This window comes from Paenibacillus sp. MZ03-122A (assembly GCF_024213325.1).
GTDB lineage: Bacteria > Bacillota > Bacilli > Paenibacillales > Paenibacillaceae > Paenibacillus > Paenibacillus polymyxa_B.
The window spans coordinates 140176-156649 of the sequence record NZ_JANAVI010000005.1; the positions used below are offsets into that span (position 1 = coordinate 140176).

At 41.5% G+C, this 16474-nt stretch carries 18 protein-coding genes and 2 pseudogenes; 12 read left to right on the forward strand and 8 right to left on the reverse strand.

Annotated features, from left to right (window positions below; genetic code table 11):
- The first annotated feature begins 19 nt into the window (after window positions 1-19).
- Window positions 20-262 carry a WGxxGxxG family protein gene (locus NLX74_RS12805; RefSeq protein ID WP_069290957.1) on the forward strand — a complete coding sequence of 81 codons (243 nt, stop codon included), beginning with the start codon at window positions 20-22 and terminating at the stop codon, window positions 260-262.
- A gap of 244 nt (window positions 263-506) precedes the next feature.
- Here NLX74_RS12805 and NLX74_RS12810 read toward each other — a convergent pair whose 3' ends face one another.
- A complete protein-coding gene (locus tag NLX74_RS12810; RefSeq protein WP_235307083.1) occupies window positions 507-1151 on the reverse strand; it encodes a hypothetical protein in 645 nt (214 codons plus the stop codon).
- A 366-nt stretch (window positions 1152-1517) separates the two neighbouring features.
- Between NLX74_RS12810 and NLX74_RS12815 the strand changes: the two genes are divergently transcribed.
- The gene (locus tag NLX74_RS12815; RefSeq protein ID WP_254328949.1) at window positions 1518-2573 is read left to right on the forward strand and encodes an acyltransferase family protein; all 1056 of its coding nucleotides are present in this window, start codon (window positions 1518-1520) and stop codon (window positions 2571-2573) included.
- Between the two features lie 257 nt (window positions 2574-2830).
- On the opposite strand, the gene NLX74_RS12820 is transcribed toward NLX74_RS12815, so the two are convergent.
- Together NLX74_RS12820 and NLX74_RS12825 are read right to left on the reverse strand one after the other, a co-directional pair.
- Window positions 2831-3703 (reverse strand): discoidin domain-containing protein, encoded by an 873-nt coding sequence (locus tag NLX74_RS12820; RefSeq protein ID WP_254328950.1) that lies wholly within the window; start codon window positions 3701-3703, stop codon window positions 2831-2833.
- Window positions 3704-4268: 565 nt separating this feature from the next.
- Complete coding sequence (locus tag NLX74_RS12825; protein ID WP_061830021.1) at window positions 4269-4514, reverse strand: helix-turn-helix domain-containing protein; 246 nt, start codon at window positions 4512-4514, stop codon at window positions 4269-4271.
- Window positions 4515-5033: 519 nt separating this feature from the next.
- Between NLX74_RS12825 and NLX74_RS12830 the strand changes: the two are divergent.
- The 3 genes and pseudogenes from NLX74_RS12830 (at window position 5034) to NLX74_RS12840 (ending at window position 6729) form a co-directional block, all read left to right on the forward strand.
- Window positions 5034-5408 (forward strand): annotated as a pseudogene (locus NLX74_RS12830) (hypothetical protein).
- Between the two features lie 76 nt (window positions 5409-5484).
- Window positions 5485-5718 carry a hypothetical protein gene (locus NLX74_RS12835; protein WP_254328951.1) on the forward strand — a complete coding sequence of 78 codons (234 nt, stop codon included), beginning with the start codon at window positions 5485-5487 and terminating at the stop codon, window positions 5716-5718.
- Between the two features lie 195 nt (window positions 5719-5913).
- Window positions 5914-6729, forward strand: a complete 816-nt coding sequence (locus tag NLX74_RS12840; RefSeq protein ID WP_061830019.1) for a DUF2935 domain-containing protein — start codon at window positions 5914-5916, stop codon at window positions 6727-6729.
- A 134-nt stretch (window positions 6730-6863) separates the two neighbouring features.
- Here the strand turns inward: NLX74_RS12840 and NLX74_RS12845 are convergent.
- The 3 genes and pseudogenes from NLX74_RS12845 to NLX74_RS12855 form a co-directional block, all read right to left on the reverse strand.
- Window positions 6864-7021, reverse strand: a pseudogene (locus NLX74_RS12845) (alpha/beta hydrolase family protein); the annotation flags it as partial.
- 11 nt (window positions 7022-7032) lie between these two features.
- The gene (locus tag NLX74_RS12850; RefSeq protein ID WP_254328952.1) at window positions 7033-7398 is read right to left on the reverse strand and encodes a cupin domain-containing protein; all 366 of its coding nucleotides are present in this window, start codon (window positions 7396-7398) and stop codon (window positions 7033-7035) included.
- 17 nt (window positions 7399-7415) lie between these two features.
- Window positions 7416-7958, reverse strand: a complete 543-nt coding sequence (locus NLX74_RS12855; RefSeq protein WP_254328953.1) for a GNAT family N-acetyltransferase — start codon at window positions 7956-7958, stop codon at window positions 7416-7418.
- A gap of 177 nt (window positions 7959-8135) precedes the next feature.
- Between NLX74_RS12855 and NLX74_RS12860 the strand changes: the two genes are divergently transcribed.
- The 3 genes from NLX74_RS12860 to NLX74_RS12870 all read left to right on the forward strand — a co-directional run bounded on the left by NLX74_RS12860 (window position 8136) and on the right by NLX74_RS12870 (window position 10789).
- The gene (locus tag NLX74_RS12860) at window positions 8136-8990 is read left to right on the forward strand and encodes an aminoglycoside 6-adenylyltransferase (RefSeq protein ID WP_254328954.1); all 855 of its coding nucleotides are present in this window, start codon (window positions 8136-8138) and stop codon (window positions 8988-8990) included.
- A complete protein-coding gene (locus NLX74_RS12865; protein WP_254328955.1) occupies window positions 8974-9567 on the forward strand; it encodes a dienelactone hydrolase family protein in 594 nt (197 codons plus the stop codon). The genes NLX74_RS12860 and NLX74_RS12865 overlap by 17 nt, the downstream gene beginning before the upstream one ends.
- Window positions 9568-9691: 124 nt before the next feature.
- The gene (locus tag NLX74_RS12870) at window positions 9692-10789 is read left to right on the forward strand and encodes a hypothetical protein (protein WP_254328956.1); all 1098 of its coding nucleotides are present in this window, start codon (window positions 9692-9694) and stop codon (window positions 10787-10789) included.
- A 24-nt stretch (window positions 10790-10813) separates the two neighbouring features.
- Here NLX74_RS12870 and NLX74_RS12875 read toward each other — a convergent pair whose 3' ends face one another.
- Window positions 10814-11503 carry an ArsR/SmtB family transcription factor gene (locus tag NLX74_RS12875; RefSeq protein WP_254328957.1) on the reverse strand — a complete coding sequence of 230 codons (690 nt, stop codon included), beginning with the start codon at window positions 11501-11503 and terminating at the stop codon, window positions 10814-10816.
- A gap of 98 nt (window positions 11504-11601) precedes the next feature.
- On the opposite strand from NLX74_RS12875, the gene NLX74_RS12880 reads away from it, so the two are divergent.
- The 3 genes from NLX74_RS12880 to NLX74_RS12890 all read left to right on the forward strand — a co-directional run bounded on the left by NLX74_RS12880 (window position 11602) and on the right by NLX74_RS12890 (window position 15540).
- Window positions 11602-12240, forward strand: coding sequence for a flavin reductase family protein (locus tag NLX74_RS12880; protein ID WP_254328958.1), 639 nt, complete (start codon window positions 11602-11604; stop codon window positions 12238-12240).
- A 152-nt stretch (window positions 12241-12392) separates the two neighbouring features.
- Window positions 12393-13685: a homocysteine synthase gene (locus NLX74_RS12885; protein WP_254328959.1), complete on the forward strand. Its 1293-nt coding sequence runs from the start codon at window positions 12393-12395 to the stop codon at window positions 13683-13685.
- A 190-nt stretch (window positions 13686-13875) separates the two neighbouring features.
- Complete coding sequence (locus tag NLX74_RS12890; protein WP_254328960.1) at window positions 13876-15540, forward strand: CoA-disulfide reductase; 1665 nt, start codon at window positions 13876-13878, stop codon at window positions 15538-15540.
- Here the strand turns inward: NLX74_RS12890 and NLX74_RS12895 are convergent.
- A complete protein-coding gene (locus NLX74_RS12895; protein WP_029516003.1) occupies window positions 15525-15893 on the reverse strand; it encodes a VOC family protein in 369 nt (122 codons plus the stop codon). The genes NLX74_RS12890 and NLX74_RS12895 overlap by 16 nt on opposite strands.
- Before the next feature lie 141 nt (window positions 15894-16034).
- Here NLX74_RS12895 and NLX74_RS12900 point away from each other — a divergent pair, with 141 nt between their 5' ends.
- Window positions 16035-16364 carry a hypothetical protein gene (locus NLX74_RS12900; RefSeq protein WP_254328961.1) on the forward strand — a complete coding sequence of 110 codons (330 nt, stop codon included), beginning with the start codon at window positions 16035-16037 and terminating at the stop codon, window positions 16362-16364.
- Window positions 16365-16474 lie beyond the last annotated feature (110 nt).

Here is a 16474-nt window from a genome sequence, read left to right on the forward strand (position 1 = left end):
CTAAAGGAGTGGTTTAGGTATGTTGAAAAAAATGAAGATAATGGTTGTTGTTGCATTAATGATTTCAAGCTTTGGAGCGGCAGTAGCATTTGCTGAAAACAGTCAAAACAATATGGGCACAAACGACAATGGTAGAACACAAATGCTAACTACTAATAATAATGATGACGATAATGATAATTGGGGATGGCTTGGTTTGTTGGGGTTAGTTGGATTGGCAGGTTTAAAACGTCGCGAGCCTGAAAACCACAATAAAAGATAATCGTAAATACAACTCAAAAACAACTTAACAATCCCCGCTAACCATACTTGGCCGGAGGGGATTGTTTTTATTCAAACTATGTCTTTAGACGGAAAATAAAGATTAAGACACCACTTTTGATCTCCGCGATGATGGCTAGTTTCTCTTTCGCGTTCAAAATATCGGCAACCTTTTGGTTTTGACACTACCAGTTTCCTGAAAAATTTTAAGTGAGCGCTATAGACGCTGCCAAGCACATTAAAATTTATTGATTTTCCTTCGTGAGAAAAGAAGCTGCTAACAATGTAGTATTCGTATAGCCACCTGAAACATTTTCATATGAAAAATTAGCGATAGGAACTCCAATAACTGTAGCAACGTCTCCTTCAAAAATCTCTCCACTTGCTCCCGGATAAACTGCCATTACTGTATTATCATTTTCATCACTAATATAAACGATCGCCGTTGTCCCTATAGGAATGTTATCTTCTTCTATGTCTATTACATCGCCGGTTATTTTTACAAATTTGTTTAAGTATAAATTCAGATTTTTATTTAAGTGTTTTGTTGTTACAGATTTGTCTACTAGATTAATGACTTTGCTTTTACCTGTAGAAGGAAATAAGTCACTGTTTTTAACAATGAAGTCATAAGATGTTTGTTCCATAGAAGCTTGATCTTCTGTTAACACGGGTGTCCCATCCTTCATGAATTCGGCAAATGAATATTGCTTATCTGTGACCTGATGATCTGTAGAAGCTTGCTGAGCAGTATTTTCATTGCTTGTTGTTTGTTCAGTGGCAAAGGATGTACTTGAAGACCCAGACCTTGTCGTTGTTTCTTTAAAATTGCTTCCACAAGCTGTTAGAGCTACAGAAAGTAGAGCAATGGATAGAACTTTTTTTAACATGACGAATTCTCCTGTGAGTATCCTCATCGGTTGAGGTAGTTGCTCATTTTATCTTGTTACCTTTATTATCGAATATTAATGTTGAATACATAATACTTTTAAGTTTTAACAACAAGGATATACTGTGTTGATAAAAATTATATAAATGGATCATTCTATAAAATTAGGAAATGTTGCATACCCGGGGGTTATCCACTACACCAATAACTTACAAATTCAGGCACAGCGTGGTCTATAGGTTTTTGGGGCCGCATTTCTTTGTATAAAAATGGAGGGTGAAATAGTATTTAAAAAAATAAATATTTTATATTTTTTGTTTGTGCTAATATATCTCTATTCAATTACAACTAGAAAAGAGGATATTGTGTGCACCATGACAAGGAATTAAAGCTTGCAGAAACAAATATTGCAAAAGGTATTGCTGTAATACTACTTTTGATCCATCACCTCTTCGCTTTTCCTGATAGATTAAAGTATGACTATGTTTCATTATTTAGTTTATTTCATGAAAGAGGGGAATTTTATTTAGGACATTTTGGTCAAATAGCAATATCTATTTTTTTGTTTCTAAGTGGTTATGGATTATATAAGAGCAATGTTCAAAATCCACATCATTTAATGCAGAAAAGCTTTACAAGATTAAGCAAAATAATGATAAATTACTGGGTTGTTTTTTTGCTTTTTATCCCAGCTGGTCTATACTTCTTTGGAAATTCTGATAGATTTCAGCATAATTCAATAATGGATTTTTTGCGGAATTTTATAGCGCTCTCAAGTTCATATAATGGTGAGTGGTGGTTTTTATATGATTATATTCTACTGCTATTAATTTTTCCGGTCAGCTTTCAAGCCATTCAACGTAACGCATGGGTAACTCTACTCATTTCCGGTCTTGTTTTTTATAATTCATATTCACAAGGCAATTATTACAGTATTATGTATTGGCAGCTGCCGTTTATGATAGGGTTGTTCTTTGCTAAATATAAATTGTATTCATGGATGAGTAAGATTTATAATTCCATCATATTTAATAACATACTGTTTGATATTATAATAATTGTAGTGTTATTTCGCTTTCGTACCACGAGTCAATTATTTGAGAAGACAACGATTGATATGATAATTGCCCCTTTGTTTATCCTCGTTAGTATTCATTTAATGAATAAATTAAAACTAACCAGACCTTTTGCTTACTTAGGTAAAAATTCAATGAATATTTGGTTAACCCACACCTTTTTTTGTTATTACTATTTTCAGAGTATTGTTTTCTTCCCCAAGGTATCTATCTTGATCTTGTTGTGGCTAACGTTGTTAACGGTACTTACTTCAATTGTAGTTAACAGCATCATTAGTCTCATTAATAACAAAGTGTACACAAAAAGTATTGATCTCAATCCAAACAAAGTTGGGGGCCAAGTGTAAAGTCTTACTATCTGTTTGGAAAAGACTACTGAATTGTACTCCACGGACACTCATTCGAGAATATTTTATTTAACTTAAGCACAGCTTCCAGGCTTTTTGGAAGCCATGCTTTTTTTGTTGAAACAAACGATTTGCAAACCTTTAGTCTAGAAAAAATGTATCGTCCAGTATAGCAGTTTAGGCGTGATCTCGAGATTACAGTAAATGTAAAGAAGGACTTCATCGGCATGTTAGCCGACATGAAGCCCTTCATATGTTTATTTAGTTGAATATTCGCTTACTTCAAATGTGAGAATTTTGTTGAAGATTACGTAGTCTTTGCGATTGCTGAATGGACCTTTGTTGTTGTTGTGCTTGTCAATGGCAAAGAAAGAAGCACCTCTACCAGCATCTTTAGCGTCATACCAAGCGATGAAGGCATTGAGTTCTTTTTTACTCAGATCGAATTCTTTATCAAATCCATTGTCCATCGTTACAGTCAGAATGGCGCGATCACCAGTTGGTTGGGAGGCCCCATCTGTATCTGACGGATCAGGTGTTGTAGAAGGATCAGGCTTTGTAGAAGGATCCGGTGTAGTAGAAGGGTCAGGCTTTGTAGATGGATCCGGTGTTGTAGATGGATCTGGTGTAGTAGATGGAGCAACTGGGTTAGTATTATACATTTCAAAAGCTCCAAGAGTCAGAATATTTTGCCCATTATTCATTGATACATTTAGACGATACTTTATATATTCTTTTGTGTTACTAAATGTAAATTCTTTTTTTACAGGTTGATCCCAATTACTTTGATTTTTTTGTGTATCGAGAACCACCCATGATGCTCCATCCCAGCCTTCAAAAGTCCAATCTTTTGGAGATTCAGCCTTGTAATTATTACCTCCACGAGCCTGTAATACATATTTGTTCACAACAACTGGTTTTTCAAATTGGTAACCAATCCATCCAGGGATGCCATTTGCAGCTGTAGACCACCCGTTATCATTAAGGGATTGATCAAATACGGCCCATGGTTGGTGACTATCACTCCAACTGCTACTAGCACTAGCAATTCCAGAAGGAATGTTATTCCATGTCATTTTTGGAATTGAGTTAACATCACTTGAGCTAGCAAAAGAAGAACTTGCAAACACAGATGCTAATAAAAAGATAGATAATAGCGAGAAAAATATTTTTTCATGTTAAATCCCCTTTTGTTTTATTTACTCATTAAACATACAAAAGCCAAAAAGGATTGTATAAACATTAATTCCTATATATATAAATAAAGGGTTAATTTAGGATTTGAATTTTTGAGATAATGATCGGATACTTTGAGATAGAAGGGCTTAACGAATTATATGGAGATTATTTATTCTCAAATGGTGTCTTTTAGCTATTATTTTTCTGGTGATTCTGTTTTGTTCGAGGGTATATTTAATGATCTTCAATAACGAAGGTTCCTACAATAATATTATACGAGCAATTCGCATCCAGTTTAGTTGTGGGAGTATCTAATTTAATTGTTTTTGTATCACTATTTGCTAAGTGAGAACCCGTGTTTGGGGTTTATTTCTATTGTTTTAGTAAACGATGGATTCAACTTAAAGTTTATTTTACTATCGACAAAATGTCCTTTTCGATAATATATCGTTCTATAATAATAGAAGCTTTGTCCCAACGTAAAAAGGACCCTCAGCATCTGCGGTCCTTTTTGGGTTATTCAGTACTTTCCTTGGCATTTGATATGTAATCAATTTCAATAATGTCCCCGATATTTGTAATTTCAAGTACCTCAATAATCTTTGCCAGATGGTCTTTATTCAAAACACTACGGGAGCCACGGACAATTTCACTAATGGTACTTGGGCGTAGCCCTGTTAACTGAGATAAAGTCCCTTGTGTCATTCCTTTTGACTCCAGAATCTTTCCAAGCTTGACCACGATTATAGCTTTTTTTGACATATAACCGACCGTTCCTTCCCCTTGATTCTTGCTTAGTTATGCTTGTGTTGATTTTAAGTGAAACTAAAAGATAACGCAAAAAGATGTTGACAATAACGTTATATGGTTATATTATGAATAACGAAATAACGTTAAATTGTAACATTGATTTATGCGATGGTAGCAATCTCGTTATTGTCATCGTTGATGATAAGTAGTGTCGAAAATACGCATCTAATCAGAGTGATTCTTTCCTATTGTACAGCAAGTAAATCTGCAATTCTACGTGAGTGAACATGAGGCAGTATATATTCTTGATGTGATGAACACAGCTGTTAACAATTTAAATCCCAATTTTGCTTATAACAATGTATTTTCGATATAAATATGTTAAATTGTGGTTGCTTCAATTACCCCCTCTATAGCAAAAACACTAAATTCCCTTCTTACCTAATGGGTTATGTAGCAGCGATTCACTATCATTACGATTAGGTGCCCTTACCAAGTTGGACGGATAACACTACGAAGGAGTGCAGAAAAATGGAGACTAAATCAACCATACTAGAATGGGCGGCAATGGTATATGGACCTTTTGACCATTTATATATGTATGAAATATATGAAGGTGTGCTTTATGGTGGACGCTACTTCTTTCACATTGAGGACGGACGTTTGTGGATGCGTCATGTACGCAGAATAGAACACCCAGAGCATACACGCTTATTCGTCGATGGAGACAGTGGTGGGCTGCAATTGGCAGAAGGCATTCAGCGTGACCTCATGGAGGTTGTTTCGGAAACCATTGACTAGCTACGCTCAATGGATGGCATGACTTTTTTGCTTAACGAACTGCTGTGGTTGGAAGGAGAGGATCGCTATGACATCCAGTTGAATCTCGTAAAGAACAAAGGCTAACACGAACATAAAGAAATTTTTGTCATAGAAGGAGTTGTTATACTGTTCACCGAATGGAATATTTGAGGTGATCATCGTGAAACGCACATATAAAGTATTGAAGACAGACATGGAGTTATTTGGAGCTGCTTTGGTCCAGGCACATATATACGTTGTATCCGTTGATGAGGAATTGCGTGTGACATTTGAGGATTATGGGGGAGTAGTAGAGGAGATTAAGCCAGAATCAGTTAAGATAGCGGGTAAAATTTTTATGCGAGACCAGCTTGAATTTCGAATAGACCTAGTATCAGGAGAGGACCCAGAATGACTAATAACTCCGACGGTCAATAGCCAGTATAGAGAAATATTTCACGTACATAAATAAGGCAACAGAGTTACGAGTCACAATAGCTCAACTTCGGAATTAGATTGTATGAGGCGTAGGATTCAATATTCATAATGACAAGGCATATCCCATATGACTAAGTAAGTGCTTTTTTGCTCACATAGAGGAGGGATATGATTGGATGCATTCGTTTCACGCTCATTAGATGAAATACGATTTTGGTCCAGGATCATGAAGGAGCATTCCTTTTTTCTGGGGTTAGGTTTTCGAGCGGAAGATACTCAACTTAAAACAGAAGCCAATCGGTTCTACGCCATTTTTGAGGATATTGAGAAAAGGTCGAATGAATTTAATACCGAGACAGATCCTTATACAATCAAAGAGTTTAATACGGAAGTTCAGAATGCAGCGACAAATATTTGGGCATTTAAGAGAATGGTATTGGGCCTTATATTACAATGCAAACTTCCTGGGCAAACCAATTTCCCCTTACTGGTAGATCACGTAAGCCGGGAAGCCAATTATTTCAGAAATCGTTTAGGAGAACTCAATTCAGGAAAGCTTGAACCATTACCCGATGCAATTATTGATGAAAATGTATTTTTCTTAAAAATCATGGCTGATCACGCAAAATTTATAGGACATTTGCTTGATCCATCCGAGCGTAAACTGGTTGAACAAGCTAGGGAGTTTAGTAATGATTTTGATATGCTGATGTTTCAAGCGATTGATTTAAGTCATATGCGGCCACAGTCACAAACCGTTCCACTCCTGAGTCAATTTGTTGATGAAAACCGTGTCTCTGTGAAGTCCTTGCGAGATTTTAAGAAAACAGCGCGTGATTTAATCGACGAGTGCCGAATAAAAAGCATTATCCATCCTTTATTGGCCGATCATGTATTTCGTGAAGCGGAGAGGTTCCTTTTTATTCTCGATATGTTTGATCAATCCTTATCAGGTGTTAAGGTGAACAAGAGAGAAATCATGCACTGAGAGAGCCCAGTAAAAAGAGTACAGTTTCTGTAAAATATCCAGTGAAAATAAAAGCTTTAGACTGAACAAAAATCAAACAGCGGCAGACTAAGACTTGAAAAATAAAGTCTTAGTCTGCCGCTATTGTCATCCAACTAACGTGTATAAGTACATAGAAAATCCAATATGTCACATTAAGCATCCTATGGAAATGTTCGCGATCAAAGCCGGGAGGGTCTTGCGATGGGAGAAAGGCCGGAGTCCTCATCGATTCCGGGAAAGGACTCAGAAAGGAGAAATGTCCGGCGTTTTTACGGTATATATTTAAATCCAAATATCATTGACTGCCGTTAATTCTGACTCCGCTCCTCCAGTATTTACTACACCTCTCGGCTCTACTAGCATGATATGGCACTCTTCATGTGCGAAAGGCTTGTGTTCGACTCCCTTAGGTACAATAAACATTTCTCCCTGAGAAACCTGTACCCGTCCATCTCTAAAATCAATGAACATCTCGCCCTCAAGTACAATAAAGACCTCGTCGGTATCTTGATGATCGTGCCATACAAATTCCCCAACTATTTTCACCAATTTAAATTGATAGTCATTCATTTCACCAATAACTTTCGGAGACCAATGATCACTAAATTTAGATAACTTTTCATGCAGTTTGATGGATTGATACTTCATAATACCCTCCTTTTAAACTAGATATCCTCTGATGGATTGATAATCGCCAGTACCTGGTGATCCTCCCACTTTCCGTTGATCTTTACGTTGCTTCGAGAGATGCCTTCTTTGTGAAAGCCAGCCTTCTCAAGCACACGGATGGATCCTGGATTCCGAGGAGAGGCTTCCCCGAAGATCCGGTGAAACTTTAGCTCATCGAAGGCATAGCGAACCACCTGCTTCACCGCCTCCGTCGTATAACCCTTGCCGTTATATGCTTGGTCTAGGCTGTATCCGATCATACAGCTCTGAAGCGGTCCTCTCACCACAAAAGATAGACCTATGCTGCCTATAATCCGGTCGTCCTCCTTGTGGCATACCACAAAGGAATATTTCCGGTCCTCCATCATGTCGGCCTTGCTCTTAATAATCGTCTGGAGCTGGTACTCCTCCGTATAGTACTTCTCTTGGTTGTTTGGCGAAAACTTATCAAAGAACTCTTGATTGCGCTTGTACATTGCTGCCAACTCTGCGGCGTCCGTCTCCTCAGAGAACCGGATGTATACCTGCTGATCCGACATCTCCACCATCCTTCCAAACTGTAATATTAAAAATAATTATATCACAGGCTGAAGATTGGGAAATTGATTTGATGATTGGTGTATATCAGGCAGCATTCCTTTGAATGTTAACTAAAAATATATACCGTAATTATTGGATTGGATATAATGTTTTCTAAAAAAGGAGGATATATTGTAATGAATAATGCTTACGAAGTGCTTGAAGAGCGTATATCCGAATGGGGACTCTCTAATGAGGAAATTACTGCGGTTTATATCGTTGGGTCCCGGGTAAGAGAGGACAAACCTTTTGATGAGTTTTCTGACTTGGATGTAGTCGTCTTTTCAACGAATCCAGATTACTATCTTCAAAATGATCAATGGTTACTAAACATCGGCAAGGTTTGGACCAGCTTTATGTTTCAAACGGCAAAAGGAGATCCGGAAAAACTCGTTCTCTTTGATCAGGGGGCTGAGGTCGATTTTCTATTCCGTCATACTTCTGATCTGGATCATATAATCAAAAATGGACGTATTCCTGAAGGATTTCAGCGGGGGGTCAGGATGCTGCTCGATAAGACGGGAAATGGAAACCACATCATCCCTCAAACCACTACGATCCCGGATACTCCTCCGATATCTGAAGGTGCTTATCTACAGGTTGTTAATATGTATTGCTTCGCCTCTCTGTATGTGGCTAAACAAATTTTGCGCAATGATCTGTGGGTAGCTAAGCAAAGAGATATGGACTGTAAACAATTATTGCTGCAAATGATAGAGTGGCATGCAAAAGCTGTACATGGATCGGAATATGATACTTGGCATGCAGGAAAATTCATAAATGAATGGGCTGACCAAGATGTCGTTGCTGATTTGAAAAAATCTTTTGGGGAATATGATCCCAATCATAGTTGGGAAGCACTGGTCGTATCCTTTGAGTTGTTCGAACGGTTATCCTCGGAAGTGGCAGCTAAGTATAAATACGCGTATCCGGATGAATTATTTTCCCATATTCAAAACTGGTTAGGGGGACAACATGATAAGCATAGATAAAAAGTCGGACACCCTAATTGTTGTGCTGCATGAGATTTATGGAATTAACCAGCATATACAAAATTTTTGTAGCCTATTATCGGATCAGGGTTATGACGTCATTTGTCCAAATTTACTAGGCAAAGAAACGCCTTATGACTATTCGCAAGAGGAAACTGCCTACACCAATTTTATGGATAATATAGGATTTGACCGCGCTTTCTATCATATCGAAAGTTTATTATTAAGTAATCGAGCTCGTTATAAAAAGGTATTTATCGTCGGATTTAGCATAGGGGCAACGATTGCCTGGCTGTGTAGTAAAGAAAAGTATGTTGATGGAATCGTAGGATACTATGGCTCTCGTATTAGAAATTATTTAGAAATAGCTCCACATTGTCCAATACTGCTTTTTTTCCCACAGGAAGAACCATCATTTAATGTGGATGAGCTCATTTCAACTTTAGACAACCGTAATATCCGGGTACATAAATTCAGTGGACAGCACGGATTCAGTGACCCGTACTCTCCCCGATATAACGTACACTCAGCTCAGCAATCATTTAAAGAAATGGTAGAGTTTTTCAAGGAAGGTTGATCCATAAAAGCAGTCGTTTGCTTCCAGCCCACACCTTTTTTATTGTTCTGGGGAAACGCACAGTCATGATGTGCGGATTAGTCATATGTATATACATCATTGACTATATGAAAAGGGGATGTATGTGGCTGTGGCTACCTTTTATCAAGCCTTCAAGTTGAAGAGTCGGATTTGGCGAACGATGCTAAAGCGGAACGGAGTAACAGGGATTGGAGTAGGCTATGCTGATCCTAACAGACCTGCAAAGGGTGCGGCGATTGTGTTATATACCTTGAGAAATCTTTCGGCTGTGACGCAAACCCAATTGCAGGCAGTAACCCATAATATAAGTCGGGCTTCTGCGGTACCTGTCCGAATTTTAGGTGTGGGTTCCTTCAAAAGGGAAGCGACGGCTCCTACCCAAACGAACCCTCGCCAAAGATGGCGCCCCGTGCCCGGCGCGGTCAGTGTAGGAACGACGGTTCCCACCACTGCAGGAGGAACCGGAGGACTCATTGTTATTAAGAATAATACTTTGTTTATTTTGAGTAATGCCCATGTTCTAGTCCCGACGAATACCAACCAATTTCACAATACCATTCAGCCTTCCCCGGCAGATGGGGGCAGAACGGCGGATCAGATCGGGAGAGCTTTTCAATTTGTTCCGCTTACTACGACAGGTGTTAACTTTCAGGACTCCGCCATCGCTATTGCCAATTCAAACAGTCTGCTTAACCCGAGGTATCTGATTAACCAAAGCGGTGGCCTCATTACCGTACCCGGGCACTTATTGAGCTACCGTCTGGGAATGACGTTTAAAAGAATGGCTAAAACCAACGGCTTCGCCAGAGGAGTCGTGGAGGCGATTGGCGTGGAACAAAGGGTGAGAGGCGATTCGGGAATCAAGATTTTCCGTGATCAAACGGTCATTCGTTTTACCCAGGGGCGAACTGGGCCTGGAGATTCGGGTTCCGTATGGTTGAATGACAGTAATGATCGGTTGAATAACTATGCGGCCGCGGTCCATTTTGCCGGATCTACAGACGGAACACGTTCTACATCTTTCCCGATTGAACGAGCGATGAGAACGTACGGAACCTTGGTCGCCATCCCGGCTGGAGCTGGAAGATATAAAGCAGGTGTAGCAAAAGGAAAGGCTCCAAAAAACAATTATGCCTATGTCCGTCCAATGACGAGAAAACGAATGGCCTTGTCTCCAGTCATAAAATCTAATACCAAATAATAAAAGGACTAGAACTATGATGATCTAGTCGACTTCTATCGAAAATATCTCTTTAAAACCTCTTTTACCATCGGCTGTAATACGTATCGCTCGGGTTGTGGGCAGACGCTCGATCCAATTTAATTCGAATAATCTGTCTAGAACAGCACTTCCTAAAGCACCTGCAAGGTGATGGCGTCGTTCACTCCAATCCAGGCATTTATGTGAGAAGGAGCGGCGCTTTTGTCTTGTTTTTTTTAGATCAATCTTAAAGTCAGTGAAGAAAGCCTCTCCTGGTTCCGTGATATGAAGCCCGTCCTGATCTTCGAAAAGAATCCCCTTTTGAATGAAAAAATTCATGAGCTGTACGCCTAATTGACCCGCAACATGATCGTAGCAAGTTCTTGCCAACCGTAGGGCCTCGTTTTCGGAGGCATGTGTGAATGACTTGATTGGGACAGGTGGAGCTATAGATAAAAGTGACTCCATCACCTGGGCAACTTCGGGGTCTTGAATGCCAAAGTAACGGTGCCGCCCCTGTTTTTCCACGGTAACGACTTGTGCCTCGGTCATTTTTGCCAGATGGAAGCTGGCTGTTTGCGGTTTGATGCCTGCCATATGGGCCAATTCACTTGCCGTGTGGAACCTGCCGTCTAATAAAGCGGTGAGTATAGCTGCACGGGAAGGCTCGCTAACAAGAGAAGCAATCATGGCTACATTTGATTTGGTACTCATGGCACGGTTATCCCCCTTTGTAATCCATACTTCGATGAAGGTTGAAATATTTATATTTTACAATAGGGAGGTAGATCTGAATAGAAGGAGAAGAGATGATGAACCCAATACATCAGATGAATGAGATGAATCACAACCCAGACATTAAAACGATTAGCCCTAGCATTCTATACTACGGAACCCCTGTGATTTTACTCAATACGCTGAATGAGGATGGAACGACCAATATTAGCCCCATTTCCTCCTCGTGGGCTTTAGGAGATTGTGTGGTACTAGGCATTGGAACAGGTGGCAAAGCATTAGAAAATATGGAGCGGCATCCCGAATGTGTAATCAACGTCCCGGGGCCTTTGATGTGGGAAAATGTAGAACGATTGGCTCCTTATACAGGCAAGAATCCTGTTCCAGCGGAAAAGAAGGAAAATGGATTTATGCACCATAAAGATAAGTATGAGATCAGTGGACTAACTTCGATGGATTCGAATAGGGTCAAGCCCGCCCGAATCAGGGAGTGCCCTATTCAAATTGAAGCCAAAGTGAAGGATGTAAGAATTCCTGACCATTCTCCTTATTTTGCGATCGTCGAAACTCATGCTATCCAGGTGCATGTTCATCAGGATATCATCCTCGGCGAGAAACATATTGATCCGACAAAATGGAGCCCACTCATCTATAATTTCCGCCATTACTTTGGTCTGGGTGAGCATTTGGGCAAAACCTTCCGATCTGAAACCTGATATTTCAATAAAATTATAATATCCTACCTGAATAATGAGAATTATCTTCCCAAATCGTTCTTTTTGTGCGAGAATGATTGAAAAATCATCCATGAGTACGCATACAGGAAGAGACGATTCATACAGCACGTATAACAAGGGAGGAAATAATCATGTCAGAAGAACGCAAGCTGTCATTCGAAACTCTCGCTGTCCATGCCGGACAACAAATTGATCCTACTACCTTTGCCCGCGCCGTTCCGTTGTATCAAACCACTTCATATGGATTTCGGGATGCGGAGCATGCGGCTGATTTGTTCTCGCTGAGGGAATTTGGCAACATTTATACGCGTCTGATGAATCCGACCACGGATGTATTCGAGCAACGGATCGCCGTACTGGAAGGCGGGGCTGGCGCGTTGGCTACAGCTTCGGGAATGGCAGCAATTTCCTTGTCCATCCTGAATATTGCGGGAGCTGGAGATGAAATTGTGTCGGCCTCCAGTCTGTATGGCGGTACATATAATCTATTTTCTACAACACTGCCGAAATTGGGCATTAAAGTACATTTTGTCGATTCGGATGACCCAGAGAACTTCCGCAAAGCCATTACAGATAAGACGAAGGCATTATTTGCCGAAACGATTGGCAACCCACAGGGCAATGTGCTGGATGTGGAAGCTGTAGCGGCGATTGCGCATGAATATGGTATTCCGCTGATTGTGGATAACACGTTCCCAAGTCCTTACTTGATGCGTCCTATCGAATACGGAGCGGACATTGTTGTGCATTCTGCAACGAAGTTTATTGGCGGGCACGGCACGTCTATTGGTGGGGTGATCGTGGACAGCGGCAAGTTTGACTGGAAAGCGAGTGGTCGTTTCCCGGGGCTGACTGAGCCGGACCCGAGCTACCACGGAGTTGTTTACACCGAGGCGGTGGGACCTATCGCGTATATTATCAAGGCACGGGTCCAATTGCTGCGGGACTTGGGAGCGGCCATTTCTCCGTTTAATTCATGGCTGCTGCTTCAGGGCTTGGAGACACTTCATCTGCGGCTGGAGAGACATAGTCAAAATGCCTTGAAGGTAGCGCAATATCTCGAAGGCCACAAGGATGTGGAGTGGGTCAGCTACACCGGGCTGCCAAGCCACCCGTCCTATGAATTAGCTCAAAAGTATTTGCCGAAAGGACAAGGAGCAATCCTGACCTTCGGTATTAAAGGTGGAAGCCAAGCGGGAAGCAAGCTAATTGCGAATGTAAAGCTATTTTCTCATTTGGCGAATGTGGGTGATTCGAAGTCTTTAATTATTCACCCAGCAAGCACAACACACCAGCAGTTGAATGTGGAAGAACAGGTCGCTGCCGGAGTCAAACCAGAGCTGTTACGCCTATCTGTCGGGACAGAAGCGATAGACGATATATTGTACGATCTGGAGCAGGCGATCGCGGCCAGCCAGCAGTAGTAGCAGTAGACCCTTCTTAGACTAAGTGTGACAGAGCAATCGTGAGCATCGCAAGTGATTTTCCGACCCAGATCAGTATTCGTCCAGAGTTTGATCAGGCGGGGGGCAACCTCCGTCTTTTTTTGCGTGTTGACATCATACCCCCATAGGTATATATTATACCCCATAGGGTATATGAGGAGGGAAAGAAATGAGTAGGAAAATAGTTATTATTGGCGGGGTAGCAGGTGGAGCTTCTGCTGCTGCGAGATTGCGTAGATGGAATGAGGAAGACGAGATTATTCTGTTTGAACGCGGAGAGCATGTTTCTTTTGCAAACTGTGGCCTTCCCTACTATATTGGCGGGACAATCCATGCGCGGGAGAAGCTGTTTCTCCAGACGCCTCAAGGGATAAGAGACCGTTTTAATATAGATGTAAGGGTACTGAAAGAAGTGATACAAATAGACCGCGAGCAGAAGCTCGTCCGCTTCCGCGATATGATTACAGGGGAAACAGATGAGCAGCCGTACGATATTGTGGTATTGTCGCCGGGAGCCAAACCGATGATACCGGACATTCCCGGATTACATGAAGCTGTGAATGTATTTACATTAAGAAACATTCATGACACGGACGTTATTAAGGCATATGTAGATGAAAGACATCCCCAGCATGTCACGGTGATCGGGGCCGGATTTATTGGGCTGGAGATGGCCGAGAATTTGCGGGAGCGTGGACTTGCAGTAACTATTATTGATATGGGTCAACAATTATTGAATCCGCTGGACCCTGAAATGGCCAAATGGGTAGAACAGCATATGAGGCTGAACGGGGTGGAGGTGCGTTTAGAGGAAGGTGTCACGGCTTTTGAAGAGCAGGGTACACGGCTTCGTTTGACCTCCGGGGGTGTGCTTCAGACGGACATGGTTATTCTGGCGATCGGTGTTGTTCCTGAAAATGAGTTGGCCAAGCAAAGCGGATTGGAACTTGGTTTTCGCGGCGCCATTCAGGTGAACGCCCAACTGCAAACTAGCGATCCGGCCATTTATGCAGTGGGAGATGCCATTCAGGTCAAAGACCGCAATCATGGGTTTGCAACGATGGTATCACTAGCTTGGGGAGCCAATCGTCAGGGGCGCTTGGTAGCGGATCATATTAACGGCCAAGCAATTTCTTATGATGGGGCGCTTGGAACATCCGTAATTAAGACCTTTGCATTGACTTCAGCCTCTACAGGTAATAATGAAAAAACACTACAGCGGCTGGGCGTTCCTTATCAGGCTGTTCATATTCATCCTGGTTCGCATGCCGGCTATTACCCTGGCGCATCACCCATTGCTATGAAGCTGCTCTTTAATCCTGAGAACGGGATGATCTATGGGGCGCAGGCTGTTGGAGCTGATGGAGCAGACAAAAGGATTGATGTGATTGCGACGGCTATTCGTGGTCATTTGAACGTCCGTGAACTGGCTGATATTGAACTTGCTTACGCACCTCCCTATTCTTCAGCAAAAGACCCTGTGAATATGGCGGGTTACGTGGCTTCGAATATCATGGATGGACTGGTCCAAACGATACAGTGGCATGAAGTTGATGATTTTCACCGCAATGGTGGTCTTATAATTGATGTTAGGGATGCGGTGGAGCTACAGGCAGGAGCCATTCCAGGTTCTGTTCATATTCCTCTGGCCGAGATTAGAGAGCGGATGGCAGAAATCCCTAGTGATCTGGAGATAGCGGTATCCTGCCAAGTCGGTCTGCGAGGCTATATTGCGGCCAGAATTTTGACTCAATACGGTTATCGGGTGAGGAACGTTGATGGTGGCTATAAGACGTATTCGATTATGGCTGAACGTGATCATCTCTTAAAATAGTTCATCACCCATCCAATCTGGTTGAGGTGATCCGTTACTTCGCCGTGCAGCGCACCAAAGAAAGTATCTTGTAGCTCCACGGTAACGGTACCCTTTTCTGCTAGTGCGTGGTAAGCTTGCTTAAGCTCGTCCTCACTTTCACAGTCGAGAATGATTTGGACATGCTGCGCTTTGAGCGGTTTACCGTAGGAATCTGAAAAATGGATATGACTGCTACCCAGGTGAAGTTCAGCGTGCAAGAGTCTGCCTTCCTGCTTGTTTAGCACTTTGATTTTCCCACCTAACACCGATTGGTAATAATCAATGGACTGTTGCACATCGTTTACAATGACAAAAGGACTTGCACTTCTCATGGGATCATTTCCTTTCATGTCTTTGGTGTAGGATCGCTACTGTACATTATTTACATTATCCGCAGGGTTTACCCCTTTTCTGATCAAATTATGGCTTGGTTCACTGTGTGACGTCTGTTACAATAGAAGAGGCATATACGAATGGATAGAAAAGAGGTTGAACAGGTGGGCACTTCAGTGATTTGGGAAGCAGTTATATATTGGGTGATCTTGGTGATTTCCGCTCTGTGCGTGATCGCAGTATCTGGTACTCGGAAGACAGCAAGCACGATTATTTTAGCGCCCGTTGTTTTGTTCTGTACCATATTTATGATGCAGGGATCAGTGTTTACTGCCATGAATCACCCGACGATGGGGTCTAATGTCGGTTTGGGTATGGCATTTCTGACAACATGGGTGGTCAGCGGAATATTGTTTGCTGTAGCGCTTGCAATTGCTTTTATTAAATATAACAAGAAGAACAAGGCGTAATTTACGCCTTAACCTTAGATGGATAAAGGCTTTCGGTGATGTGCCGAAAGCCTTTTTTGTATAACGATGGAGGATGTCTCTGCTTATCTGCGTCTTCTCATAAGCAATAC

Coding starts and splice junctions, on each gene's coding strand:
- NLX74_RS12875 (WP_254328957.1), bottom strand. CDS start 11,503: ATGAGTACCAAATCAAATGTAGCCATGATTGCTTCTCTTGTTAGCGAG.
- NLX74_RS12890 (WP_254328960.1), top strand. CDS start 13,876: ATGAGTAGGAAAATAGTTATTATTGGCGGGGTAGCAGGTGGAGCTTCT.
- NLX74_RS12855 (WP_254328953.1), bottom strand. CDS start 7,958: ATGTCGGATCAGCAGGTATACATCCGGTTCTCTGAGGAGACGGACGCC.
- NLX74_RS12825 (WP_061830021.1), bottom strand. CDS start 4,514: ATGTCAAAAAAAGCTATAATCGTGGTCAAGCTTGGAAAGATTCTGGAG.
- NLX74_RS12900 (WP_254328961.1), top strand. CDS start 16,035: ATGGATAGAAAAGAGGTTGAACAGGTGGGCACTTCAGTGATTTGGGAA.
- NLX74_RS12880 (WP_254328958.1), top strand. CDS start 11,602: ATGAACCCAATACATCAGATGAATGAGATGAATCACAACCCAGACATT.
- NLX74_RS12860 (WP_254328954.1), top strand. CDS start 8,136: ATGAATAATGCTTACGAAGTGCTTGAAGAGCGTATATCCGAATGGGGA.
- NLX74_RS12895 (WP_029516003.1), bottom strand. CDS start 15,893: ATGAGAAGTGCAAGTCCTTTTGTCATTGTAAACGATGTGCAACAGTCC.
- NLX74_RS12865 (WP_254328955.1), top strand. CDS start 8,974: ATGATAAGCATAGATAAAAAGTCGGACACCCTAATTGTTGTGCTGCAT.
- NLX74_RS12810 (WP_235307083.1), bottom strand. CDS start 1,151: ATGTTAAAAAAAGTTCTATCCATTGCTCTACTTTCTGTAGCTCTAACA.
- NLX74_RS12805 (WP_069290957.1), top strand. CDS start 20: ATGTTGAAAAAAATGAAGATAATGGTTGTTGTTGCATTAATGATTTCA.
- NLX74_RS12885 (WP_254328959.1), top strand. CDS start 12,393: ATGTCAGAAGAACGCAAGCTGTCATTCGAAACTCTCGCTGTCCATGCC.
- NLX74_RS12850 (WP_254328952.1), bottom strand. CDS start 7,398: ATGAAGTATCAATCCATCAAACTGCATGAAAAGTTATCTAAATTTAGT.